This window comes from Vreelandella stevensii S18214, assembly GCF_000275725.1.
GTDB classification, from domain to species: Bacteria; Pseudomonadota; Gammaproteobacteria; order Pseudomonadales; family Halomonadaceae; genus Vreelandella; species Vreelandella stevensii.
Genome location: NZ_AJTS01000015.1, coordinates 104,569 through 128,914, shown reverse-complemented (window position 1 = coordinate 128,914; position 24,346 = coordinate 104,569). Strand labels below are relative to the sequence as shown.

Annotated in this window: 25 protein-coding genes; 4 read left to right on the top strand and 21 right to left on the bottom strand. The window is 59.0% G+C overall.

Annotated elements, in window-relative coordinates; translation table 11 throughout:
* Position 1: 1 nt before the first annotated feature.
* From tamA to HSS18214_RS0103000, 3 genes are read right to left on the bottom strand one after another with little or no spacing between them, the layout of a single operon-like run.
* A complete protein-coding gene (tamA, locus tag HSS18214_RS0103010; RefSeq protein WP_026001682.1) occupies positions 2-1,846 on the bottom strand; it encodes an autotransporter assembly complex protein TamA in 1,845 nt (614 codons plus the stop codon).
* 41 nt (positions 1,847-1,887) lie between these two features.
* Positions 1,888-2,715, bottom strand: coding sequence for a hypothetical protein (locus HSS18214_RS0103005; protein ID WP_016913827.1), 828 nt, complete (start codon positions 2,713-2,715; stop codon positions 1,888-1,890).
* Between the two features lie 9 nt (positions 2,716-2,724).
* Positions 2,725-4,017, bottom strand: a complete 1,293-nt coding sequence (locus HSS18214_RS0103000) for a nucleotide sugar dehydrogenase (RefSeq protein ID WP_016913826.1) — start codon at positions 4,015-4,017, stop codon at positions 2,725-2,727.
* A 181-nt stretch (positions 4,018-4,198) separates the two neighbouring features.
* On the opposite strand from HSS18214_RS0103000, the gene ubiG reads away from it, so the two are divergent.
* Both ubiG and HSS18214_RS0102990 read left to right on the top strand, forming a co-directional pair.
* Positions 4,199-4,942: a bifunctional 2-polyprenyl-6-hydroxyphenol methylase/3-demethylubiquinol 3-O-methyltransferase UbiG gene (gene ubiG, locus HSS18214_RS0102995; protein ID WP_016913825.1), complete on the top strand. Its 744-nt coding sequence runs from the start codon at positions 4,199-4,201 to the stop codon at positions 4,940-4,942.
* Positions 4,943-5,614 (top strand): HAD-IA family hydrolase, encoded by a 672-nt coding sequence (locus HSS18214_RS0102990; RefSeq protein WP_016913824.1) that lies wholly within the window; start codon positions 4,943-4,945, stop codon positions 5,612-5,614. It abuts the gene before it with no gap.
* A 54-nt stretch (positions 5,615-5,668) separates the two neighbouring features.
* Here the strand turns inward: HSS18214_RS0102990 and HSS18214_RS0102985 are convergent, their stop codons facing one another.
* The 13 genes from HSS18214_RS0102985 to HSS18214_RS0102925 form a co-directional block, all read right to left on the bottom strand.
* On the bottom strand, positions 5,669-6,430 hold the full coding sequence (locus HSS18214_RS0102985) for a YciK family oxidoreductase (RefSeq protein WP_016913823.1): 762 nt from the start codon (positions 6,428-6,430) through the stop codon (positions 5,669-5,671).
* Positions 6,431-6,457: 27 nt separating this feature from the next.
* On the bottom strand, positions 6,458-7,264 hold the full coding sequence (gene ybgF, locus HSS18214_RS0102980) for a tol-pal system protein YbgF (protein ID WP_016913822.1): 807 nt from the start codon (positions 7,262-7,264) through the stop codon (positions 6,458-6,460).
* A 52-nt stretch (positions 7,265-7,316) separates the two neighbouring features.
* A complete protein-coding gene (gene pal, locus HSS18214_RS0102975; protein ID WP_016913821.1) occupies positions 7,317-7,862 on the bottom strand; it encodes a peptidoglycan-associated lipoprotein Pal in 546 nt (181 codons plus the stop codon).
* A 45-nt stretch (positions 7,863-7,907) separates the two neighbouring features.
* Positions 7,908-9,194, bottom strand: a complete 1,287-nt coding sequence (tolB, locus tag HSS18214_RS0102970; protein WP_016913820.1) for a Tol-Pal system beta propeller repeat protein TolB — start codon at positions 9,192-9,194, stop codon at positions 7,908-7,910.
* Positions 9,194-10,360, bottom strand: a complete 1,167-nt coding sequence (gene tolA / locus HSS18214_RS0102965; RefSeq protein WP_016913819.1) for a cell envelope integrity protein TolA — start codon at positions 10,358-10,360, stop codon at positions 9,194-9,196. Before tolA ends, tolB begins: the two co-directional genes overlap by 1 nt.
* 13 nt (positions 10,361-10,373) lie before the next feature.
* Positions 10,374-10,811 carry a protein TolR gene (tolR, locus tag HSS18214_RS0102960; RefSeq protein WP_016913818.1) on the bottom strand — a complete coding sequence of 146 codons (438 nt, stop codon included), beginning with the start codon at positions 10,809-10,811 and terminating at the stop codon, positions 10,374-10,376.
* A 21-nt stretch (positions 10,812-10,832) separates the two neighbouring features.
* On the bottom strand, positions 10,833-11,510 hold the full coding sequence (gene tolQ, locus HSS18214_RS0102955; protein ID WP_371827785.1) for a protein TolQ: 678 nt from the start codon (positions 11,508-11,510) through the stop codon (positions 10,833-10,835).
* 110 nt (positions 11,511-11,620) lie between these two features.
* A complete protein-coding gene (ybgC, locus tag HSS18214_RS0102950; protein WP_016913816.1) occupies positions 11,621-12,022 on the bottom strand; it encodes a tol-pal system-associated acyl-CoA thioesterase in 402 nt (133 codons plus the stop codon).
* On the bottom strand, positions 12,019-13,056 hold the full coding sequence (gene ruvB / locus HSS18214_RS0102945; RefSeq protein ID WP_016913815.1) for a Holliday junction branch migration DNA helicase RuvB: 1,038 nt from the start codon (positions 13,054-13,056) through the stop codon (positions 12,019-12,021). Before ruvB ends, ybgC begins: the two co-directional genes overlap by 4 nt.
* A 79-nt stretch (positions 13,057-13,135) precedes the next feature.
* Positions 13,136-13,741, bottom strand: a complete 606-nt coding sequence (gene ruvA, locus HSS18214_RS0102940) for a Holliday junction branch migration protein RuvA (RefSeq protein ID WP_016913814.1) — start codon at positions 13,739-13,741, stop codon at positions 13,136-13,138.
* Between the two features lie 69 nt (positions 13,742-13,810).
* On the bottom strand, positions 13,811-14,362 hold the full coding sequence (gene ruvC, locus HSS18214_RS0102935; RefSeq protein WP_016913813.1) for a crossover junction endodeoxyribonuclease RuvC: 552 nt from the start codon (positions 14,360-14,362) through the stop codon (positions 13,811-13,813).
* Positions 14,363-14,459: 97 nt separating this feature from the next.
* The gene (aspS, locus tag HSS18214_RS0102930) at positions 14,460-16,241 is read right to left on the bottom strand and encodes an aspartate--tRNA ligase (protein WP_016913812.1); all 1,782 of its coding nucleotides are present in this window, start codon (positions 16,239-16,241) and stop codon (positions 14,460-14,462) included.
* 65 nt (positions 16,242-16,306) lie between these two features.
* On the bottom strand, positions 16,307-16,582 hold the full coding sequence (locus HSS18214_RS0102925) for an FmdB family zinc ribbon protein (RefSeq protein WP_016913811.1): 276 nt from the start codon (positions 16,580-16,582) through the stop codon (positions 16,307-16,309).
* A gap of 199 nt (positions 16,583-16,781) precedes the next feature.
* On the opposite strand from HSS18214_RS0102925, the gene HSS18214_RS0102920 reads away from it, so the two are divergent.
* Positions 16,782-17,735 carry a D-2-hydroxyacid dehydrogenase gene (locus tag HSS18214_RS0102920; protein WP_016913810.1) on the top strand — a complete coding sequence of 318 codons (954 nt, stop codon included), beginning with the start codon at positions 16,782-16,784 and terminating at the stop codon, positions 17,733-17,735.
* A gap of 12 nt (positions 17,736-17,747) precedes the next feature.
* Here HSS18214_RS0102920 and yccX read toward each other — a convergent pair whose 3' ends face one another.
* Both yccX and HSS18214_RS0102910 read right to left on the bottom strand, forming a co-directional pair.
* Positions 17,748-18,023 (bottom strand): acylphosphatase, encoded by a 276-nt coding sequence (gene yccX, locus HSS18214_RS0102915; RefSeq protein WP_016913809.1) that lies wholly within the window; start codon positions 18,021-18,023, stop codon positions 17,748-17,750.
* 16 nt (positions 18,024-18,039) lie between these two features.
* Entirely contained in the window at positions 18,040-18,939 is a 900-nt protein-coding gene (locus tag HSS18214_RS0102910; RefSeq protein ID WP_016913808.1) for a YihY/virulence factor BrkB family protein, read from the bottom strand.
* 178 nt (positions 18,940-19,117) lie between these two features.
* Here HSS18214_RS0102910 and HSS18214_RS0102905 point away from each other — a divergent pair, with 178 nt between their 5' ends.
* Positions 19,118-20,212, top strand: a complete 1,095-nt coding sequence (locus HSS18214_RS0102905) for a bifunctional nicotinamide-nucleotide adenylyltransferase/Nudix hydroxylase (RefSeq protein ID WP_016913807.1) — start codon at positions 19,118-19,120, stop codon at positions 20,210-20,212.
* Here HSS18214_RS0102905 and HSS18214_RS0102900 read toward each other — a convergent pair.
* From HSS18214_RS0102900 to HSS18214_RS0102890, 3 genes are all read right to left on the bottom strand, one after another.
* Entirely contained in the window at positions 20,209-21,126 is a 918-nt protein-coding gene (locus HSS18214_RS0102900) for a LysR substrate-binding domain-containing protein (RefSeq protein ID WP_016913806.1), read from the bottom strand. The genes HSS18214_RS0102905 and HSS18214_RS0102900 overlap by 4 nt on opposite strands.
* A gap of 49 nt (positions 21,127-21,175) precedes the next feature.
* Positions 21,176-22,594 carry a cardiolipin synthase gene (gene cls / locus HSS18214_RS0102895; RefSeq protein WP_016913805.1) on the bottom strand — a complete coding sequence of 473 codons (1,419 nt, stop codon included), beginning with the start codon at positions 22,592-22,594 and terminating at the stop codon, positions 21,176-21,178.
* A gap of 144 nt (positions 22,595-22,738) precedes the next feature.
* Positions 22,739-24,244, bottom strand: a complete 1,506-nt coding sequence (locus tag HSS18214_RS0102890; RefSeq protein ID WP_016913804.1) for a fumarate hydratase — start codon at positions 24,242-24,244, stop codon at positions 22,739-22,741.
* Positions 24,245-24,346 lie beyond the last annotated feature (102 nt).

Sequence of the window (24,346 nt, the reverse complement as noted above, 5' to 3'; positions counted from 1 at the left end):
CCTAGAATTCTGGTCCGATCGAAAAGTGCACGCGGTAGTCATCGTCGTTGTCGAACGGGTGCGCCACGTCGAAGCGTATTGGGCCCACCGGCGATACCCAACGCACACCTACCCCCGCCCCGGTCTTCAGATCTTCGGGGCCCCAGTTATCGAATGCATCACCGCTGTCGACGAAGGCAGCGCCCCACCAGTCGCCCGTCACGCGGCGCTGATACTCCAGCGTGGAGGTCAGCATTTGCTGGCCACCGCGCAAACGACCCTGCTCGTTACGCGGAGAGAGGCTTTCGTAGGAGTACCCGCGTACACTGCGATCCCCACCGGCAAAAAAGCGCAGTGATGGCGGTAGTTTATCGAAATCGTCGGTTTCGATGGCGCCAACGCTCAGGCGCGCCACGAAGCGGTTGTCGCTGCCCAGCATGCGTATCCATTCGGTGTCGCCGGTGAGTCGGGCAAAGTCGGCATCCGAGCCCCAGGTACTATCGGAGTATTCCAACGACAGCTGCTGACGATCTCCCCAGACGGGGAATCGCTGTGGGCGAGTGCGCGTACGCGACCACTGGATACCGGGATAGAAGATCCACACCTGGTCGGCCTGGCCCCCTTGGGTAAAGTCCTCATAGGTAGTTCTGAAGTACAGCGTTTGCACCCAGCGGTTCTCGAACTCCCAGCGCCGCGCTATCTCGACCGTGCCTTGCAGTGAGCGGGTATCGCTGTCATCGATATTGCGCACGCCGTACTGAAGGCGATAGTTGTCCCGGATCGGGTCTTCAAGGGGGATGTTATACACCCCGGTGAAGCGCTGCTCGGGCGCCGACAGGTAAAGATTATGATCCAGGCTATGCCCCAGCTGATTGATCCACGGCTGACGCCAGCCAAAGCGCAGCCTGGGGCCCACATCGGTGGCAAAGCCTATCCCCACCTCGTACTGATGGCGGTCGGCGGGTTCAACATTGACATCAATGGGAAGACGCGTGTCGTCGCGACGATGAAGGCTCAATGCACTGGTCAGCGCCGCACTGCTAATCCGTGGCCGCTCTGGCTGAGTGGCAGCGACTTCGCTCCACCAGGGATCTCCCCCGCTGGGGGGCGCTATGATCAATTCACGGGCGGTTTCCAGGCGGGGACGCACGGAGACCGAGCTGAACCAACCGGTTTCAGCCAGCCGCTGATTGTAGAGTGCCAGGGACTCGGCAAGGTAGGGGTCGCCTGCTTCGAACGTCTGCATCTGCCGAAGACGGTCAGGCTCGATATGACTTCCGGTGATGAGCGTGTTACCGAACTGGTAGCGAGGCCCACTATCGAAGCCCATGTAGAGCCTCGCGCTTTCCAGGTAGGGGCGCACTTCCATACGCCGGTCCGAAAACCCCCAGTCGAAATAGCCGCGCTCGATGGCCAGCCCGGAAAACTGATTGCGCAGCCGATCCCAGGGTGCGTGGCGCAAAGGGTCGCCGACGTTGAGGGGAAAATCGTCCAGGGCTTCCTGAAAAGGCGGATCGTCTGCCGCATCGCCAGTGACGTTGATCTCCAGGACTTCAATGGTAACGCGTGGCCCCGGCTCGATACGCACGGCGACCGGCGTCTCTTCGAGAGAGACACGCACCTCGGGCTGGTAATAGCCATACACCCGCATGGCTTCCTGGGTGCGCTGACGAATTTCCCCCTCCAGGCGTACATCGGTGTACTGCTCTGCGTCGATATTTTCGAGGTAAGCACTGATATTGTTGCGCACCTGCTGGTTGACGCCGCTAATATTGGCCTCGAGCCCCCATACCGATACCGAAGCCGCCCATAGCGGTAGTGCGCAAACCACGCGCGCCATGCCGGACCATCGCCGTTGTCTTCCCATACGCTTTTATCCCTAACCCCAAATTATCGGCTTGCGGCATGCTAGTTACGCAGCATCTCCATTTGTGCGCTGAAGGCCAGCTGGGCTTGACGCACTTGCCGCACATCGCTTTCGAGGGTGGCCAACCGCTGCGACCACTCGGCCTCCAGTGACGCCAGCTCGGACTGGCTGGCAAACGTGGCAGAGGTATCATCCTCCAGCGCTTCAGACAGCTGGCCCAACTGCTGCTCCATGGTAACACGCCACTGCTGCTGCTCTGCCAGTGCGGCTTGCTCACTGGCCAATTGCCGTTCCAGTTCCTCGAGTCGTTGGCCAAAGGTCTGTTCCAGGTAAGAGACCTCTTCCAGCAAATTTTGTCTACCGGAAGTTCCTACCTGTTCCAGCGCATTCAGCGACGCACGAATCGCAGCAAGCTGACTGTCTCGCATGGCAGCTTGCTCCTGCAGGCGTTCGAACTGCTGCGACACAGAATCCAGCGCATCGCTGGAGGCACTGGCCTCATGGTCCGTAAGTAGCCCATACAGCTCTTCACGTGTGGTGGTGAGCGCGATGGCAAGCTGCTCTTGCTCCTGGAAAAGCGTGGCCATCTGAGCTTGTACAAAGGTTATCTCATCCTGAGCATCAGTGTCACCCGAGTCCAATCGTGCATGCAGATTAGAGACTTCGCCACTGACACGACTAACCTGGCGGAGTAGCTCTTCGCGCTCGTACCACAGCAACACCGACGCCCCGGCCAGGGCCAGGAAGAGCAACATCAAGAAAAACCATAATGGCCAGAGCCTGGGCCCCTTGCGATGCCGCAAGTGCTGAGCAGTAAAGCTCTGGTCGACATCCGGCACGATACGAGGTGATGAGATGGCGTCAGACATGGTTTTTCCTTAGGGCAATATCGGGTCGGCGCGTCGTCCAATTCCCCGGTAGTGTAGGCCACAGCTGGCGACAAAAGCAGGGTCGTAGATATTGCGGCCATCCAGTACCAGCTTTTCTCCCAGTAGCGTCGCCAGGCGATGCCAATCCGGGTTCCAGTAAGTCTTCCATTCAGTCACCAGCATCAAGGCATCTGCCCCTTGGCACGCAAGGTAAGGGTCTCCCTGAACAGGGATCAGATCATCCCGCTGGCCCACTACTTCATGCAAAGCTGGCAACGCGGCAGGGTCATGCAGCTTGACCGTCACGCCCTGCGCCCACAGGGCCTCTAACAGCGTGAGTACCGGGGCGTGGTCGATGCGTGCCGTTCCCGGCTTGAAGGCGGCCCCCCACACGGCAATCGTTTTACCCGCCAGGTTGCCGTCGAAAAACGTCCATAGCTTTCTGAACAGGGTCTCTTTTTTCTGCTCGTTGATATCCATGACCTGCTCCAGCAAAGCGGAGTAACGGCCATGCGCCGATTGAACATCGGCCAGCCCCATCAGGTCACGGGAAAAATTGGGCCCACCAAAGCCACAGCCAGGATAAAGATACTCGAAACCGATCCGGCTATCCGCCCCCATCCCCTGTCGCACATGCTCCACATCCACGCCTAGCGTATCCGCCAGGCCAGCAATTTCGTTCATGTAGCTGATACGTGTCGCCAACATACCATTGATCGCCAGTTTGGTCAGTTCAGCCGCTCGACAGGGCATGCGCTGGAACACTTCACTACGGCGGTTGAAGGCGCGCAATAGCTCACGGGTGACCTGCTCACCGTGGGCATCGTCACAGCCCAGCAACCAACGCATCGGCCGTGTAAAAGCGGCCCACGCCCGCCCCTCCTCCAGGGTATCAGGCAGCGCCACACGGCTATGTTGACGGCCCATTAGCGCATGCAGACGCTCCGTTTCACCCACAGGGAAGGTCGAGTTATTGATCAGCACTCCCCCATGATAACCGGCAAACAGCGGGCTACTGAGCAGTTGGCGCGCAGAATCACGCTGGCTGGGAGACAGTGCCAACCAGACCACATCGGGGGTGTGAGAGGCGTCAAGTGTTTCGATGACACGCAGTTGGCCCGACGCCAGGGCCTGTTCCAACTGCACCATGAGCGAAGGCTCGCGGCGCAGCCAGTCGACCTGGGCCAACGATGACCATGGCATGTTTTCATGCAACAGCCAGTCCACCTGGTGTCCTACCCAGGCGAGTGCGGCAGCCGCCGTGGCGGCACTCAGCTCGCTACCGTGCAGTAATACCCGCATTCAAAGGCTCTCCATGGCAAACAACCGTCGATAAAATAGGGGGTTGGGCATCATGCCTCGCTCCTTTTCATGCGTTCCGCTCCGGGAGTGGTTAGAATACTCCCATACTCAACGATAGAAGGGTGATGGGCAAGGCATTGCCCTCTCCGCTTTATTGCCGACTTGCTCAGGGAGCCATACCATGTCATCGACTCTTCAGGATAGCACCACTGACCGCCTACAGGGCAACGTTGATGCGGCAGAAGTTGCCAAATTTGAAGCACTTGCCAGCCGCTGGTGGGACCCTCACAGTGAGTTCAAGCCACTGCACGACATCAACCCTTTACGGCTGGACTTCATTGATGCTCGCGCTGGCCTGGCAGGCAAACAAGTGCTGGATGTAGGTTGTGGGGGCGGCATCTTGAGCGAAGCCATGGCGCACCGAGGCGCCCGCGTGACCGGTATCGACATGGGCGAAGCACCGCTGGGAGTGGCCAGACTGCACGCTGAAGAGAGTGGTGTGGCTATCGACTACCAGCACATCAGTGTCGAAGCACTGGCTGCCCAGCAGCCTGGCACGTTCGATGTGGTCACCTGCATGGAGATGCTGGAGCACGTGCCAGACCCGGCTTCTATCATCCGTGCCTGCAGTCAACTGGTACGGCCAGGCGGCCACGTTTTCTTTTCTACGCTGAACCGTACGCCCAAGTCCTACGCCTTCGCTATCGTCGGTGCCGAATACCTGCTCAAGCTACTTCCCCGTGGCACCCACGACTATGCAAAATTCATTCGCCCCTCCGAAATGGCCCACTGGGCGCGTAGCGCCTCGCTGGAAGTGCGTGAGCAGAGCGGTTTGACCTATAACCCGCTGACACGACATTACCGCCTGGTGGCCCATGACGTATCGGTCAACTACATGATGCACTGTCGCAAGGTGAGCGAATAGATGCGCCCTTCTGCCCCCCACGCCGTGATCTTCGACCTGGATGGCACGCTGGTGGACACAGCGCCGGATCTGGCCGCCGCCACCAATGCCTTGAGAGCCCATCATGGCCTCGCGGCCCTGCCCTTCGAACAGATTCGCGGGCAGGTCTCCAATGGTGGCAGTGCTCTGGTCACGCTGGCTCTGGGCCTCGAAAGCGGCAGTGACGAGCATGAGCAGGCACGTGACTTTCTACTCGATGCCTACGAGCAAAAAGTGGCCGTGCATAGCCGACTGTTTTCGCCGCTGGACGTGTGGCTACCAGCCTGGCAGGAAAGCGCTCGCCCCTGGGGGATCGTCACCAACAAGCCACGGCGTTATACCGTTCCGCTGTTGGATGCCTTGGCACTTACCCCCGGCACACTGCTGTGTGCCGATGACTTGAGCGTCAAGAAGCCTGCGCCGGAACCCTTGTGGGAGGCAGCCAGACAGCTGGGAGTCGCACCTGAGCGGTGCTGGTACATTGGCGATCACGTCAGGGACATGCAGGCAGCACGTGCTGCTGGCATGCTGGCCGTTGCGGTGGGCTATGGCTACATCAGCGAAGAGGACGACTACCAGCAGTGGCCTGCCGATGTCTGGTTTGCGACGTGCGAGGAGCTGGTGGCCGCGTTAGACGACCACCGCTCCCAGTGACATGCTCATCGGCCCATGGGGCCGATGGCGCACTTGCTGCATCCTTCAGGCATATCAACTACGCGGCGGCTGGGCATCGTACTTCTGGCCGCTGACCCCTTGGCTGTCCGGGCCCATCAGCCATAGGTAGGTGGGCATGATCTCTTCTGGCGTGCGCAACGTTAGCGGGTCTTCGCCAGGATAGGCCGAACGCCGCATCTGGGTTCGCGTGGCACCAGGATTGAGCGTGTTCACCCGCACATGCGGCTGATTTTCGAGCTCGTCTGCCAGCACTTCCATAAACCCTTCGGTGGCAAACTTGGAGACTGAGTAGGCGCCCCAATAAGCACGACCTTTACGGCCGACGCTAGAGGAGGTAAAGATCACCGACGCGTCATCAGACGCCTGCAGCAGCGGCAATAGCGCCTGCGTCATCCAGATGGGGCCGTTGATGTTCACCTGCATGACCTGTTCCCACAACTCGGGATTGTACTGGTCGAAGGGGGTGATACGGCCCAACAGCCCTGCATTGTGCAACAAACCATCCAGCCGACCGAACTCGTTGTTCAACGTCTCGGCCATGTCGTGGAAGTCTTTTAACGTAGCGCCTTCGAAGTTCAACGGGAAAATGGCTGGCTGAGGACCGCCTTGAGCTTCGATTTCATCGTAAACGCGTTCCAGCTTGGCAATGGTACGACCAAGCAAAATCACGGTTGCCCCATGTTTGGCATACTCAAGCGCTGCAACACGCCCTATGCCATCGCCCGCACCGGTTACCAACACGACGCGGTTTTCAAGCAAGCCAGGCGCTGGTTGATAGTCGATTTTGCAGTTCATGAGGATTCCTTGATCCAAGAAAGCCGATTAACCGGCTGATTGACGGAGAAAATCATTGGCAAGGCCAGCAGCGCTGCTTTGCGGGTAGTCGTCACGCACTTGCTCCAACAGCTCACGACTGCGTGCCGCTTCCCCTTTGCGCGCCTTGACCAGTCCCAGCTTGTAAAGCGCATCAGGCACTTTGGAGCTGCCACTGTATTGCTCGATGACACGTGTAAAGGCCTGATCTGCCGCGTCCAACTCACCTTCTGCCGCATACAGTTCGCCCAGCCAGTAATGGCCATTGGCAGTCAGGCTGCTGTCCGGGTGGTCGGCCACGAACGATTCGAAAGCCGCAATGGCATCGCCAAACTGGCGCGCCTGCACATGAGCAAAGGCAGCCTGGTAATCGGCCTGAGCGTCGTCACTGACGTTGCGGGTCGATGGGGCCTGGGCGACCTGCTCGGCGGCCTCGGGCTCGACCTGAGGCGTGGACTGCTCAATTTGGCTGGGGCCGCTGCTCATCAGGCGGTCTTCGATATCCAGATACTGCTGCTGAGACTGTCTACGCAGCTGTTCCAACTGGTGACGCAGCTCTTCGATCTGGCCTCGCAACTGCTGGATTTCCTGCTGGTGCTCTTGCACCTGATTGAACAGCACCAGATTGCCACCCGACGCTTCCTGACGCTGCGTCTGCTGGTAGAAACCCGAGGAACCGGAAGAGAGGTCTTGCACCAGCGGCTGTTGGGCAACGGCTGAAGCAGAGAGCAGGGATAAGGGCAATACGGACAGCGGGAGCACCAGGGCTCCCGCACCGCACAGCCTCTCAAAATAGCGTTTGAGACTGTGATTCATTGATAGCTCCGAAGGGCCATTGGCGTGCCTGATAAGAGGCACGCCAACGCTATCAGTAGTTGAAGACTACGCGACGGTTCTGAGAGTAAGCGCTTTCGCTCTGACCGCTTACCGCCGGACGCTCTTCACCGTAGCTGACAACGCTCATCTGTGAAGGAGAAACGCCCTGAATGTTCAAGAAGCGTTGCACGGCTCCGGCACGACGCTCGCCGAGGGCCATGTTGTATTCACGTGTACCTCGTTCGTCGGTATGACCATGCAGAACGACGCGCGCGTTCGGGTTGGCACGCAGGTAGCGAGCGTGGGCCATGACGACCGACTCGTACTCGCTCTTGATGGTATCGCGGTCGAAGTCGAAATAGATGGTACGCACTTCAGGAATACGCGAGTCAGCTTGCTGGCCAGCACCCGCGCCCGAGCCAGTAGTAGAGCCATACTGACCACCCGCACCTGCACCCGAGGTGCCCGTGCCCACGCTGCTGCCAGTCTGGCTGCCGTAAGCGTCTCCGTCCTGGGATCCGCCGGTGCTGGAACAGCCAGCGATAACCACGATAGATAACGCTACTGCCAATGAGCGAGCCAACGGCTTAAGTTGCATAATCAGACTCCTTGCCTGAAAACAGAGATTAGTGCTGTTCATTCATTAATTTAAGAAAGGTGACCATGCAGGGTCACGTACTTCGCCTTGCGCTGCTGGCAGCCTGAACGATGAACGGCCATCGGCTGACACGGCACTGAGCACTCCCGCACCACCCTGCTGGGTAGCGAAGATTACCATGGTACCGTTCGGTGCAACACTAGGAGATTCATCTCTTGTTGATTCGCTCAACACCACTAAGCGACCACCCCCAAGATCCTGCTTGGCAACCTGATATCCCCGGCTCGAACGATGGATGAAGAAGATCTCTTCACCATCGGGAGAGAAGCGGGCACGGGCATTATAGTTACCTGTGAACGTAATGCGATTAGTTTCTCCACTGCCCAGCGAATATTGATAAATTTGCGGTCCACCGCTGCGGTCAGAAGTGAAAATCAGGCTGCGGCCATCGGGTGACCATGCGGGCTCGGTATCGATACTGTTGCTTTGGGTGACACGCTCAACGGAGCGGTTGGCCACATCCAGAATGTAGATTTCCGGTTGACCATCCTTGGAGAGCGACATGGCAATGCGACGACCATCAGGTGACCAGGTTGGCGCGCCATTGATCCCGTCGAACGACGTCGCCTGGACACGTTGGCCGGTGGCCACGTCCTGAATGTAAATGGCCGCCTTGCCAGATTCGAAGGAGACATACGCCAACTTGCGGCCATCCGGGGACCATGCCGGCGACATGATCGGCTGGTCAGATGTCAACACTTGCTGGCTTCTGCGGCCATCGGCATCGGCCACGTACAGGCCGAACTGCATGTTATCACCCACGCCCTGCGCCGTTACGTAGGCAATACGCGTGGAGAATGCACCACGAATATCGGTGATCGCTTCGAAGATCTCATCGCTGATATAGTGCGCCGCCCCACGCAGATCATTACTGTTGGCGGTGACGGTTTCGCGAAGAATTGACCGCTGACCGCTGATATCCATCAGATCGAACTGCAGCTCATAGCCGCTGCCCGATTGGCGCGCTCGGCCTACCACCAGATAGCGAACATCCAGTGAACGCCAAGTACCGAACTGAACGTCGCTGGCCTGGCTGGGGCGCTCGAACATGGCACCACGGTCCAGCGGTGAAAAGAAGCCGCTGCGCTCGAGGTTGTCCTGAATGATCTGAGCCACGTCCTCGGGCAAGCTTTCGCCTCCCTCGAACGGAACCACACCAATGGGCAGCGCACGGTCACTGCCACGGGTTATTTCAATGGTCAGGTTTGCGCTTGCCACACTGCTGATCAATAGCAGTACGCAAAAAAGCCACACTTTGCTCAACGTTTGCATCAGCGAACATCCCCCGGGGTAAATCGCAGATTAAATTGACGTAAATTGCGCTGCTGATCCGCTGGCAAGTCGCGTAACTCGCCAAACGGTGCTGCATGTTCGACCGCCTGCATCGCCGACCGGTCAAAGGCACTGTCGCCACTTGAAGTGACCACCGATGTGGCTAGCAGTTCGCCCGATGGTCCAAGCCTTACCTGTATGGTAGCACTCATCGAGTTACTTGCTCCCGGCGGAATGACCCAGGCCTGCTCAACGGCTCGTCGCACGATATTAATAAAGCTGTTTGCCGCCTGCTGGGCCTGCTGAGCATTGGCGGCCGCCTCAGCCTCACCGGCCAACTGGCGCTGCATGGCCGCTTCTGCCGCTTCGGCAGCACGACGCTCCTCGGCTTCCCGTTGGCGCCGGGCCTCTGCTTCGGCTTCTCGCTGGCGCTGGGCTTCCGCCTCGGCTTCCCGCTGACGTTGAGCCTCTGCTTCGGCTTCCCGCTGGCGTTGGGCTTCTGCTTCGGCTTCTCGCTGGCGTTGGGCTTCTGCTTCAGCCTCCCGCTGGCGCTGGGCTTCTGCTTCAGCCTCCCGCTGGCGCTGGGCTTCTGCTTCGGCTTCCCACTGGCGTTGGGCTTCTGCTTCAGCCTCCCGCTGGCGTTGGGCTTCTGCCTCGGCTTCTCGCTGCGCTTCCGCCTCGGCTTGGCGTTGAGCTTCTGCTTCTTCTCGGGCGCGCTGCTCAGCGGCCTGCTCTTCTGCTGCCCGCTGAGCTTCCTGCTCGCGCCGCTGGGCCTCTGCTTCGGCCTCGGCCTGGGCTTCGGCCAGCTCACGGGCCTGCTGCTCTGCACGGGCTGCGGCTTCTGCCTCGCGCTGTGCCGCCGCGGCAGCCTCTGCTTCAGCTGCCTGTTCTGCCTGGCTTGGCGACTCAGGCGCGGGTTCGCTCTCGGCAGGCTCGGCCGCACTGTTCAGCGCGGCCTGCTGCTCGGTGATTTGCTGCGCCTGATCGGTGAAGGTTTCCGTACTGACAAAAGTGGCCTGCACGATCGATGAGGAGTCGGGCTCTGCAGGCGTGCTGGGTAGCCGAATCAGCGTGAACGCAATCACGACGAGATGCACGCCAATCGCCAGAACCGTCGGCAATGTGTAGCCGACATCCTGGGGGTCGCGTGGTGGTTTCACTGCCATCGGTGACTCGCCCTTAGCCATCTTGCGGCGGCTCTGAGAGCAGCCCAACGTTCGCTACACCAGAGCGTTGCAGGGTGCTCATCAACATGACGACCTGGCCATAAGGCACGCTGCGGTCGCCGCGAACCATGACAGGTGTGCCGGGCCTACGCTGGAGAATGGCAATGACGCGTTCGGAAATCTGCTCCAGAGAGACATTGCTGGTGTCTTCACCCAAGGTAATGAAATAGCCGCCGTCACGATCCACCGAAATAATGATCGGATCACTATCTTCCTGAGTTTCGATAGGCTCCGAAGTGACCTGCGGTAAATCCACCTGCACCCCTTGCGTCAACATGGGGGCCGTGATCATGAAAATGACCAGCAGCACCAGCATGACGTCGATGAAGGGGACGACGTTGATCTCCCCCATGGGCTTTTTCTTGCCGCCGCGATTAAACGAACCTTGCATAACGAACTCCTTTAGCGGGCATCAGGCTTGCGGCTTGCCATCGCGGCCTTGCAAATTGCGATGCAGGATCGCGTGGAATTCTTCAGCAAAATTTTCGTACCTGCCCAGTAGGCGAGCGGCTTCGTTGGAAAGACGGTTATAGAAGATAACGGCAGGAATCGCTGCCAGAAGGCCCATGGCAGTAGCGATCAGGGCTTCGGCAATCCAGGGCGCCACGGTGGCCAGGGTGGCTTGCTGGGTCATGGAGAGCGACTGGAACGAACCCATGATGCCCCAGACCGTACCGAACAGGCCGATATAAGGGCTGACCGACGCCACGGTGGCCAGAAAAACCAGGTGCTGGGTAAGGCGGTCTTCTTCCCGGGACCAGGCAACGCGCATGCTGCGCTGGACGCCTTCGAGGATCGTGTCCGCGTTACGCGTCTTGGGCATCAGGCGGTTGAATTCACGAAAGCCGGATTGGAAGATGTGCTCTGCGCCATGACGTGGGTCATCGGCGGGGATCTCACGGTACAGCTCATTGAGGTCGACACCCGACCAGAATGACTCTTCGAATTGATTGTACTCCTGCCTGGCACGACGCAATGCCATGCTGCGCTGGAAAATCACCACCCAAGAGAGGATCGACCCCACCACCAGCAGTAACATGACGAGCTGCACGACGGTGCTGGCACTCATTATCAAGTGGGGTATGGACATGGTGTTATCGTTCACAGTTGCCCTCTTCAATCTATTGGTGTCGCCATGGCGACAGGGTAGCGGTGGTCATTTCACCGGGTTTAGCATTACGAGATATCGCTGCCTGCGGACTAATGAGCCGACACAGAAAGATCGAGCGATACTGGCCACGCTTTGGGCCGTAAGGTATCAGCGCTCAAACAGGCTATCTCGACTGTGGCGGAGCACAAGAGTTCCTTGTCTCGCCACACCTGCTGCTCGAATGTCATTCGACAGCGGCCTTGATTGGCCATGGTGGCCGTTACGGTCAGCGCATCGTCGAGACGTGCTGGCTTGGCATAGCGGCAGGCAATGCGGTATACCACTAGCTGCGTCCCTTCGTCTAGCAGCGTTTGCTGATTCAGGCCCAATTCTCTCAACCATTCACTGCGGGCGCGTTCCATAAACTTCAGATAGTTAACGTAGTAGACAATACCGCCCGCGTCAGTATCTTCGATATAAACGCGCACCGGCATGGCAAAACCATCGCTCATGGTCGCCGCTCCCCTTCTGCACTCATGGCGCTGTCGGGCACCACTCGCTCGAAGTGTTGCCACGCCTGGCGCGTCACCACCCGCCCCCGTGGTGTACGCATCATCAGGCCCTGCTGAATCAGATAAGGCTCGATGACGTCCTCGATGGTATCCCGCTCCTCGCCAATCGCGGCAGAAAGGGAGTCAACCCCGACCGGCCCACCGTCGAACTTGTCGATCATGGCCAGCAGCAAGCGACGATCCATATGGTCCAGGCCATGATGGTCGACGTTGAGCATGTTCAGGGCCGCATCGGCAAGCGTTACATCGACCACCCCGTTGCCCTTGATCTCGGCATAGTCACGTACGCGACGCAGCAGGCGATTGGCAATGCGAGGCGTTCCCCGCGAGCGGCGGGCAACCTCCACCGCACCTTCTCGACTGGTTTCCACGCCTAGCAGGCGTGCCGAACGAGCCACGATTTCCGTTAGCTCTTCAAGATTGTAGAACTCGAGACGCTGGACGATACCGAAGCGATCGCGCAGCGGCGAGGTCAGCAACCCTGCTCGCGTGGTCGCCCCCACCAGGGTAAAGCGCGGCAGGTCGAGCTTGATGGAGCGCGCCGCAGGCCCTTCACCAATCATGATGTCGAGCTGAAAATCTTCCATAGCCGGATAGAGGACTTCTTCCACCACAGGGGATAGGCGGTGTATCTCATCGATGAACAGAACGTCACCTGGCTCCAAGTTGGTCAGCATGGCGGCCAGGTCACCGGCCCGCTCGAGCACCGGGCCAGAGGTCGACTTCAGCCCAACGCCCATTTCAGTAGCAATGATATTGGCCAGCGTCGTTTTACCCAAGCCTGGTGGGCCAAACACCAAAGTGTGGTCGAGGCTCTCTTCCCGCAATCTGGCCGCGCCAATAAAGATTTCCAACTGCTCACGGACTCGGGGCTGACCAATGTAGTCCTGCAGGCGCTTGGGCCGAATGGCGTGATCGATGCGCACTTCCCCATGCTCCGGTTCAGCGGCAATCAATCGGTCATGTTCTAGCATGGCAACTCTTCTACTGGGTCTGATCAACGCCGGCGCTCAACGACATCCGGCACGCTACTGATTACCACATGGAGCCTGTTTAGCCGCTCATGCGCTGAGTCAACGCCGCCTTGATCAACGCTTCGGTGGATTGATTGGGATCTACATCGGCCAGCATTTTAGCGGCTTCCGTCAGCTTGTAGCCAAGGCTGACCAGCGCTGCTTCGGCATCGGCCAGGCTGTCGCGCGGGGCTGGGCGACCGCTGGTCGCTTCCAGGGCCAGCGGAGCATGGCGCTGTTCCCAATCGGGAAAGCGGTCGCGCATTTCGATGATCAGCCGTTCGGCCGTCTTCTTGCCCACGCCCGGCAAACGGGTCAGTGCCTTACTGTCATCGTCGCGCACGCAGCGCATGAAGGCGTCTTCATCCATGCCCGATAGAATCGCCAGCGCAAGTTTGGGGCCTACACCGCTGACCTTGATCAAGGCGCGAAACAGCGCACGCTCATGCTCACGGCCAAAGCCATACAGCAAGTGGGCATCGTCGCGAATGGTCAAGTGCGTGTATAACGAAACGTTTTCGCCAGGTGCAGGCAGCGCCACCAGTGTGTTCATGGAGGCTTCCAGTTCATAGCCTACGCCATGGATATCCACCACGATCCAGGGCGGATGCTTTTCGACCAATAAACCAGTTAACCGACCAATCATAGGAGTGCTCGCGGGTAGTGAAAACGGTAAGCCACTATAAAGCGACTCTGTACAGATGACCAGTAACGACTACAGTCGCCAACGCCCCGTGGAGCGACGCTTGCCCTGTTTGGCCGCGGCGGGCACTCGACCACTTCCGGTGAAGGCGTGGGTCAATGCGATGGCCAACGCATCGGCCGCATCGGCTTGAGGGGTGGCAGCCAACTGCAGCAACGTCGTCACCATATGCTGCACCTGTGTTTTCTCGGCCCCGCCATGCCCCGTGACGGCCTGCTTGATATGCCGAGCCGCATACTCGGAAATACTCAGCCCATGGTTGGCCAGGCATACCAGCGCGGCGCCTCGGGCTTGCCCCAGCTTTAGCGCCGAATCGGCATTTTTGGCCATGAACACACGCTCTACCGCCACCGCTTCAGGTCGATACAGGCCGATCACCTCACTCAGACCCGCATAGATTTGCGCCAAGCGCTGCTCCAGCGCCCCATCAGAGGTACGGATACAGCCGCTGGCCACATAGCGAGGCTTCATGCCTTCCAGATCAATGATGCCGTAGCCGGTAATCCGTGACCCAGGGTCGATACCCATGATCCGCACGGCTGCTGCGGACTGATTTCCTTCCATGCACTGACTCCTGGTAACGCATGACCCTAGCGTGACACATAACAAAACACCGACGCAGAGCGTCGGTGTTGACTACCACTGGCAAACAATAAAGAGACTATTCGCCTGCTGTCTCCGCCTTGGCCTTTTGGCGCAGGCGAATGCTCAACTCCTTGAGCTGCTCTGGGCTGACTTCGCCGGGGGCGTCGGTCATCAAGCAGCCAGCGCTTTGCGTTTTCGGGAAGGCGATGACTTCACGGATGGTTTTGGCACCGACCATCAGCATGACCAGGCGGTCCAGACCGAAGGCCAAACCACCATGGGGCGGCGCACCGTACTGCAAGGCATCCAGCAGGAAGCCAAACTTCTCCTGCGCTTCCTCCTGGCCAATCCCCAGAATGTCGAACACGGTGCTCTGCATGGACTGATCGTGGATACGAATGGAGCCACCGCCCAGCTCGGTACCGTTCAGCACCATGTCGTAAGCACGCGATAGCGCGGCGGCCGGGTTGGCCTTGAGCTCTTCCGGCGTGCAGGAAGGCGCCGTGAAGGGATGGTGCAGCGGGCTCAGGCGGCCTTGATCATCGGCTTCGAACATCGGGAAGTCGACCACCCACAGCGGCGCCCAGGGCTGGGTATACATGGCCAGATCAGCGCCCAGCTTGACACGCAGTGCGCCGATGGCTTCGTTGACGATGCTCGTTTTGTCGGCACCGAAGAAGATGATGTCGCCATCTTCGGCACCCACGCGATCGAGCAGCTCCTCGACGACGTTTTCCATGAACTTGACGATGGGCGACTGCAGGCCTTCCAGCCCCTTGGCGCGCTCGTTGACCTTGATCCAGGCCAGCCCCTTGGCGCCGTAGATACCAACGAATTTGGTGTATTCATCGATCTCTTTGCGCGACAGCTTGGCGCCACCCGGCACACGCAAGGCAGCTACACGGCCATCTTCCGCACTGGCAGGGCCAGAGAACACCTTGAAATCCACCTGCTGCATCAGGTCATCGACATCCGTCAGCTCCAACGGAATACGCAGGTCCGGTTTGTCGGAGCCGAAACGATCCATGGCTTCCTGCCAGGTCATGCGCGGGAACTCCGGCAGCTCGACATCCAGCACTTCCTGGAACAGCTGGCGGATCATGGCTTCGGTAATGCCCATGATATCGTTTTCCTCGACGAACGAGGCCTCGATATCGATCTGGGTAAACTCTGGCTGACGGTCGGCACGCAGGTCTTCGTCACGGAAGCACTTGGCAATCTGGTAGTAGCGGTCAAAGCCCGCCACCATCAGCAGTTGCTTGAACAGCTGCGGCGACTGCGGCAGTGCAAAAAAGCTACCCGCATGGGTACGGCTCGGCACCAGGTAATCACGTGCACCCTCCGGCGTTGCCCGGGTCAGGATGGGCGTTTCGATGTCCAGAAACCCTTGGCCTTCGAGGAATGCACGAACGCTGTGTGAAATACGCGAGCGTAGACGCAGCTTCTCGATCATGTCCGGGCGGCGCAGGTCGATGTAACGATGCTTCAAACGCACCTCTTCACCCACCTTGCCGTGCTCGTCCAGCTGGAAAGGCGGTGTGAGGGCGGTGTTGAGCACCTCGACTTCCTTGGCCAGCACTTCGATCATGCCCGTCGGCATGTTGGGATTCTGGGTGCCTTCGGGACGCAGGCGAACACGCCCGGTAATACGCAGAACATATTCACTGCGCGCACGGTCGGCATTAGCAAACGCCTCGGCGGTATCGGGGTCGACGACGAATTGCGCAATCCCATCGCGGTCGCGCATGTCGAGAAAGATAACCCCACCGTGATCACGACGGCGATGTACCCAACCGCAGACGGTGACCGTTTGATCCACCAATGTTTCGTTCAGCTGGCCGCAATAATGGCTGCGCATGTCTCTTCCTGTTCTGTTGCGTGACTATGTAAGGGGTCGCCAACTACCTCGGCTGACCGCCGCGGCTAAGCCGCGGCGCCTTTGCTGGGGGATGGCGTGCTGGTGTCGCTGGACGAAGAGCCAGCCGAGCCACCGCCAGCAGCAAGGTTCTTTTTGCTACCGGTTTTGAAATCGGTTTCGTACCAGCCGCCACCGGCCAGACGAAAGCCTGCCGCAGACACCAGCCGTTCGAGGTCATCCTGCTGGCAAGCGGGGCATTGAGTCAGCGGATCAGCGCTGACCTTCTGTAGTTTTTCCATGCGATGGCCGCAGGCCTTGCACTCGTACTCATAGATAGGCATGTTGAGGGCTCCTGAAAAGCACAACGTCAACAGACTGATATTTACAGAAAAGTGGCGAACGACTAGGCCGCCGAGCTGACAATATGTGGCCTGCTGGGATAAATTCCAAGACTGCGGTTGATAGCGCGAACATTATACCCTTTTGTGCCCCCTGCCGGGCAAGACCAAGCACCACTTGGCAGCCAATGGAGAAAACAACATGCCTCATGCGGTAATGCTGGATGCAGAAAGCCTGGGCCCCCATATCGACCTGACGCCGATTCGCGAAGCAGTCGATCACTTGGAAACCTATCAACAAAGCACCCCAGAGCAGGCCCGCGAGCGCCTAAAGAACGCGGATATCGCCATCGTCAACAAGGTCACACTGGACGCCGACACGTTGTCACAGTTGCCTTCGCTACGGCTGATCTGTGTCCTGGCCACGGGATTGAACAATATCGATCTTGACGCAGCCAAGGCGCATGGCATCGTCGTCAAGAACGTCTCCGCCTACGGCACGGCCAGTGTCTCTCAGCACACGCTGATGCTGATGCTGTCGCTGGCCAATCGCCTGCCGCGCTATCAGGCAGATATCGCCGCAGGAGAATGGCAGAAAAGTGATTTCTTCTGTCTTCAGAACCACCCGACGCTGCAGCTGGCTGGCAAGCAACTGGTCATGGTAGGCAGTGGCGAGCTGGGCTCGGAAGTCGCTCGTCTGGCCGAGGCTTTCGGCATGCAGGTGACCTTCGCCGCGCGGCCTGGCAACGAAGCCGCCGATAAGCGCCCGGCCCTGGACGACCTGTTGCCCCACGCCGATGTCATTAGCCTGCACTGCCCTCTGAACGACGATACACGACACTTGATCAATCAAGCGCGTTTGGCCAAGGCCAAGCCTTCACTGCTGCTGGTCAACTGCGCGCGCGGCGGCATCATCGACGAAGAGGCCGCTCTGGAGGCGTTGCGCAAAGGAGCGCTGGGCGGGCTGGCCGTTGACGTGCTGCCCGCTGAACCACCCCGCCAGGGGCATGCGTTGCTGGATGCCCTGGCAGCAGGAGAGCCGCTCAACTTGATCGTTACGCCGCACAACGCCTGGATCACCCCCGAAGCGCGCCAGAATATCGTCTTGCTGACCGCAAAAAACATCACTGACTGGCAGGCAGAGCAGACCGCATGACGCGGTGACACGTTAAAACGTCGCAAAATGGCCGGGAGCGTGATATTGGGCCAGGGTTTCCAACGATACATGCGACACCCTGGCCCCAGAAGGCCCCTGCCACAGCCACTCACTCAGCTCGGCGACGGCGTCCGCCGAGCCACACAGGATGACTTCCACGCGGCCGTCGGGCAGATTTTTCGCATACCCGGTGACCCCCCGCTGTAGCGCCTGCTCCTGGGTAGCACGGCGGTACCCGACTCCTTGAACCTTCCCTGACACTATTGCACGCAAACAGCACTGTGACATGACAGCCTCCTGTTCATTAAAGCAGTTCCTGGCGTACCAATACGGCGCTGTTGCGGGGCACCAGTGGGCGCCCCCGGCGCAGCAGCAGCGAACGGGTAAACGACGCACCGAACAACAGTATCAATGAACTGTAGTACACCCACAGCAGGATCATCACCACCGAGCCCGCGGCACCATAGGTAGATGCGGTGGCCGTATAGGCCAGATAGATGGCAATCAGGCTACGGCCTATCGTAAACAGAATCGCCGTCACCAGCGCGCCGATCAGCACGTCCTGCCAACGTAATACCACATCGGGCAGCACTTTGAAGATAGTGGCAAACAGCAAGGTCACCATGGCCAGCGAAATAAGCGACTCTGCAGTAGTAGTGACGATGGTCGCGATGGGCAGCAGGTCACTGGTGGCGTGCAGCATGCTGCGCAGGAAAACGCCCAGCACCAGAGAAACGAGCAGAATGAAGCCAATCGAAAGCACGACGGTCAGCGACAGCAGGCGCGTCTTGATGAAAATGAAGGCGCTGTTGCTGGTAGGCTTGGCCGTGACGCCCCAGATGGTATTGAGTGAAAACTGCATCTGAGCAAAGACCGTGGTGGCACCCACCAGCAGTGCAACCACCCCTAAGACAGTAGGCAGCAGCCCGGACTCTTCGATACGCGACTGGGCAACCGCCTGTTCCACCGCTTGGGCAGCCTCGGCCCCTAACGTGCCTTGAAGCTGCGCCACGATTTGCCCTTGAGCGGCATCTTCCCCCAGCACCACCCCGATGACGGTGACCGCAATAATGATCGTCGGAGCCAGCGAAAAAAGCGTATAGAACGCCAGCGAACCAGCGTAGCTGAAGGCATTACGCTCCAACCATAGCGAGACTGCATCTTGTACCACGTTCCACCAGAAAACGAGCGTGCGCTTCAGCATAGTTATTCCCTTTAAAACCATTCCCAGCGTCCTTTTTTATAACGCCACTATTGCTATCAGTAGGTAAGCATACCGAATGAAACCGTTGAGCGCAGGATTTGGTGCATTGCACAGCGTTAGCGCTCTGACCATAATGGCCTCGCCTGACGACCAACTGATCAGCGAACAAGGACACCCCATGACATTGGATGCGGCCCCCACGACATCGACCCACGAATTCGACTGCCTGGTATTCATCGGTCGTTTTCAGCCGCCGCATCTGGGCCATTTGGCCATCATCCGCGAAGCCCTCAAGCAGGCACGTCAGGTCATCGTCATGGTCGGCTCTTCGTGGCAAGCGCGCTCCTTGCGTAACCCTTGGCACTTCAATGAGCGTCAGGCCATGATCCGCTCGGCGTTCGACGAGGCCGAGAACCGCCGCCTGGAAATCACCCCACTGCTGGACGCTCTTTATAATGACGATGTCTGGGTACGGGATGTACAGCGCAAGGTGCGTGACCTGGCCACTCCAGCCAACGCGCGCCTGCCACGTATCGGCCTGATCGGAGCCAGTCGAGGCCAATCCAGCTACTATCTTTCGCTGTTTCCTCAGTGGGAGTCGGTCAGCGTTCCGCTGGTGGAGGGAATTTCAGCAAGTCAGATTCGTGAGCGTCTATTTCGCTCACCGGACGCCACCGGCGACTATCTAAGCACCGGAGCATTTCACGACCTCCCCCCCGGAGTGGTCAAAAGCGTGGGGCAGTTCTGCAAGGGCGACGCCTATCATCAACTGCTGGAGGAGCAGCACTTGCTGGACCAGTATCGCCAGGCGTGGGCCAAGGCTCCCTACCCGCCCATTTTCGTCACGGTAAATGCCGTGGTGGTGCAATCCGGCCATGTGTTGTTGGTCAAGCGTACCGCCGCCCCGGGCAAGGGGCTGTTTGCCCTGCCCGGCGGCTTCATCAATCCCCACGAACGCCTGCTGGATGCCTGCCTGCGCGAGCTGCGCGAACGCCTGCGGCTGAAGGTGCCGGAGCCGGTGCTGAAAGGATCGTTACGCGGCCAGCGCCTGTTCGATGAGCCCCATCGCAGCTGGCGCGGGCGCACGCTGGCCGAGGCCTTCTACTTTGCGCTGACTCCCGACCAACAGCTACCTCGCTTGAAGCCGGTCAAAGGCGGCGAGCATGCCCGCTGGGTGGCGCTAGCCGACCTGGAGCCAGAGAGCCTGTTTGAGGATCACTTCTTTATCATTCAAAATTTTCTGGGGCTGCCAGCCAATCTGGGTGGCGCTTAGCCCTGCAGAAAATCGCGCGGCAGCTTCATCATCTGCCGCCAGAGGCGCTCTACACCGGGCTTGTGCACCAGCGAGCAACGATACAAACGGATTTCCAGAGGAATATCCCACCCCTCATCTCCTGCCCGAACCAGCCGACCGCTCTTCAACTCTTCACGAATGCAGAAGTCGGGAATCCAGGCCACGCCGACCCCTTGCAACACCATGCCCTTCAGGCCCTCGGCCATGGCGGTTTCGTACACGGTGCGTAGCTTCATGCGTAGCGGATCGTTCTTCAGCAGCATGCGCACACTGCGACCGAGGAAAGCACCCTGTGTATAAGCCAGGTAGGGGATCGACTGGTCACGCTGTAGTGAAAAGAGCGGTTTGCCCTGCTCATCCGGGAGTGACACCGGCAACATCTTGACCTTGCCAATCGAAAATGAGGGGAACACTTCGGCGTCCAGCTGCATGGTGGCAAACGGGTCGTAATAAGCCAGCATGAGGTCACAGTTGCCCTCCCGCAGAACATGGATGGCCTCTCCCACGTTCATGGCTACCAGCCGCGTCGGCAGTTCGCCCAGCCCCTTCTGCAGCCGAGATATCCAGGGCGGATAAAAGCTCAGTGCCAGGGAGTGGGCAGCCACGATATCCAGCGCTTCATTGGCAATGGAGAGGCCACGCAAATGGCTGAGTGATTCATTGAGTTGCTCCACCAGGTTGCGCGCAGTGACCAAAAAAAGCTGCCCTTCCGAGGTGAGCCCGACAGGTGTCGTCGAACGATCCACCAGGGTGACGCCCACCGCTTGTTCCAGCGCCCTGATACGACGACTAAAGGCAGGCTGGGTCACATGACGCTGTCTGGCAGATGCAGAGAAACTGCGCGTATTGGCCAGGGCCACAAAATCCTCTAACCATTTTGTTTCAAGATTCACCCAACACTCCCTTTGTTTATTGGCTTTGTGATTGCGGCTGGCCCAGTCGCTACTGAACGGGTGACATCAGGTACGCAGCGCGGGATACGACTTTTTTCCACATCGGGCGCTGGCTGACTTCATCGAGGGTGACGCGTCGACACTGAGCAAAATCGGCTTCCAGCATCTCGGCCACTTGCCGAGTAAAATCAGCGCTGGGTATGAAGGCGGTAATCTCGAAATTCAGTCTGAACGAGCGATTATCCAGATTGACCGTGCCGACGGCAGATGAGCTGTTGTCGATAAGCATGACTTTTTGGTGTAAAAAGCCAGGCTGATAACGGTATATTTTAACACCTGCCTTGAGCATCTCTGGCAAAAACGAGAACGCCGACAGGAAGACCAGCAAGTGATCCGGGCGCTCCGGGATCATCACACGCACATCCACACCGCGCATGGCCGCCAGGCGCAGCGAGTCTTGTACGCCCTGGTCCGGCACGAAATACGGGCTGGTGACCCAAAAACGTTCGTTGGCACTGTGGATCAGCTGCTGCACCAGCAACCCTGCGGTATCCTGCTTGTCAGCAGGCCCTGACGGCACGATGACGACCTGCTGGTCATGCCCCGCAGCGGGTGATGCATGCCAATTCAGCGTGATCACCTCTCCCGTGGCCCAGTGCCAATCCTCCCAGAAAGCCTCCTGAAGACCGAGCACACTAGGGCCGTTCAACAGCAGATGGGTATCACGCCAGGGGCCGTGCTTCTTGCTCTGCCCCAGGTACTCTGTGCCAACATTGAAACCGCCTACCCACCCTTGCTCCCCATCCACCACGGCAATTTTGCGGTGGTTACGGAAATTGAGCTGAAAGCGGTGCTTGATGCCGCGCGACGATCGAAACGGGGTCACTTCGACACCTGCCTGCTTCAGCTCTTTGAAATAACCGTCTCGCAGTTTGCGGCTGCCAATTTCATCGTAGAGAAAATAGACACGCACACCACGTTGTGCCGCGCTCACGAGATGCTGCTGCAGCTCACGTCCCAGCGCGTCATCCCTCACGATGAAGAATTGCAGCAGCAGGTAGTGCTGAGCCTGTGCAATACCTTCAAACAGGCTGTCGAACGTCGCCTGCCCATCGATCAACAGCTGCGGGTGATTGCCCCGGGTCAGGGGCATCATGGCCAGCTGCTCCACCGCCTTGATGTCGGTATTGGTGGACTCGACCACATGGGGTTTGATGTTATGACGATAGCGTACCAATACCCTGCGCAGCACCGTATCCTTGGCACCCCGGGCCGTTACATAACCATAAAAGCGGGGGCGCCCAAAAAACCAGTAGGCCGGTAACGCGATATAGGGAAAGGTCAGCAGCGAAATGATCCACGCGACGGCGCCCTGCGACGTCCGACTGGACATCAGCGCCATTACCGCCGAGACCATCCCCAGAACGTGGATCATCATGATCCCTGTGCCTAGCAGCCATGAGGCCATTAACGCTTCCTCGTCATCGTCGGAACACCTACGGTTTACTGCGCCTGAAGTTTTTCAACTTTTCCATCGTGACCATGCGGAAAAGCCCCGCCTGGGACGGGGCTTGCGATCACTCACCCGGTCACCCGGGTTGCCTATCGGCCATCAGGCCTTTTGAGCAATGATCTCTTTCCATTTGGCAGGCCCCGTCTGGTGCACTGACGTGCCCTGGCTATCGACGGCGACCGTGACCGGCATGTCTTCTACCTCGAACTCATAGATGGCTTCCATCCCGAGGTCCTCGAAGCCTACTACACGAGACTGCTTGATGGCCTGGGCCACCAGATAGGCAGAGCCCCCGACCGCCATCAGATAGACGGCCTGGTTGTCGCGAATCGCGTCGATGGCCGCCTGGCCACGCTCGGCCTTGCCCACCATCCCCAGCAGCCCGGTCTCTTCCAGCATGGTACGGGTGAACTTGTCCATACGAGTGGCGGTCGTTGGCCCTGCTGGCCCCACGACTTCATCGCCTACCGGGTCTACTGGCCCAACGTAGTAGATGAAGCGCCCTTTCATGTCTACCGGCAACGGCTCGCCTTTGGAGATCATGTCGACCATGCGCTTGTGCGCCGCATCGCGGCCGGTCAGCAGTTTTCCGTTGAGCAGCAGCGTGTCGCCTGGCTGCCAGGTGCTGACCTCTTCAGGAGTGACCGTATCGAGATTCACGCGCTTGACGTTATCACCCGCTTCACGAGTGATTTCCGGCCAATCTTCCAGCCTGGGAGCTGGCAACGAGACGGCACCGGAACCATCCAGAGTGAAGTGCGCATGACGCGTAGCCGCACAGTTGGGAATGATGGCCACCGGCTTGTTGGCCGCATGGGTGGGATAATCCTTGACCTTGATATCCAGCACAGTGGTCAAGCCGCCCAGCCCCTGGGCACCGATACCACTCTTGTTGATCTTGTCGAACAGCTCCAGACGCAGCTCTTCTGCCCGATTGCTGGGGCCACGTGCCTGAAGGTCTTGGATGTCGATCGGATCGAGGAGCGCTTCCTTGGCGATTTCCATGGCCTTTTCGGCGGTTCCACCAATCCCGATACCGAGCATGCCGGGCGGGCACCAGCCAGCACCCATCTTGGGCAACTGTTCCATGACCCAATCCACCACGCTGTCGGAAGGGTTGAGCATGGCAAACTTCGATTTTGCCTCGCTACCACCGCCCTTCGCTGCCACGTGAATGTCGACCTTGTCGCCAGGCACAATCTTGTGATGGATGATGGCGGGCGTATTGTCCTTGGTGTTTTGGCGCTTGCCATCCGGGTCCGCCAGAACCGACGCACGCAGGACGTTATCCGGCAACTGGTAGGCCCGGCGCACGCCTTCGTTGATCATGTCATCCAGGCTGAGATCCGCGTCCCAGGTCACGTTCATGCCGACATGCACGAATACCGTCACGATGCCGGTATCCTGACAGATGGGACGATGGCCCGTGGCGCACATCCGTGAGTTGATCAGGATCTGAGCAATGGCATCCTTGGCCGCCGGATTCTCTTCGCGCTCATAAGCGGCTGCCATGGCATCGATGAAATCCTTGGGATGATAGTAAGAGATGTACTGCAGAGCATCGGCAACGCTTTGAATCACGTCGTCCTGGCGAATCACGGTCATGGATGAACAGCTCCTCGGTTATCGTGCTGAGTGCGACCTTCTCGGCCGTCTAAGTGTGCAGGAAGTATACCGTATTGAAGCAGCCACGGCAGCCAATACAGG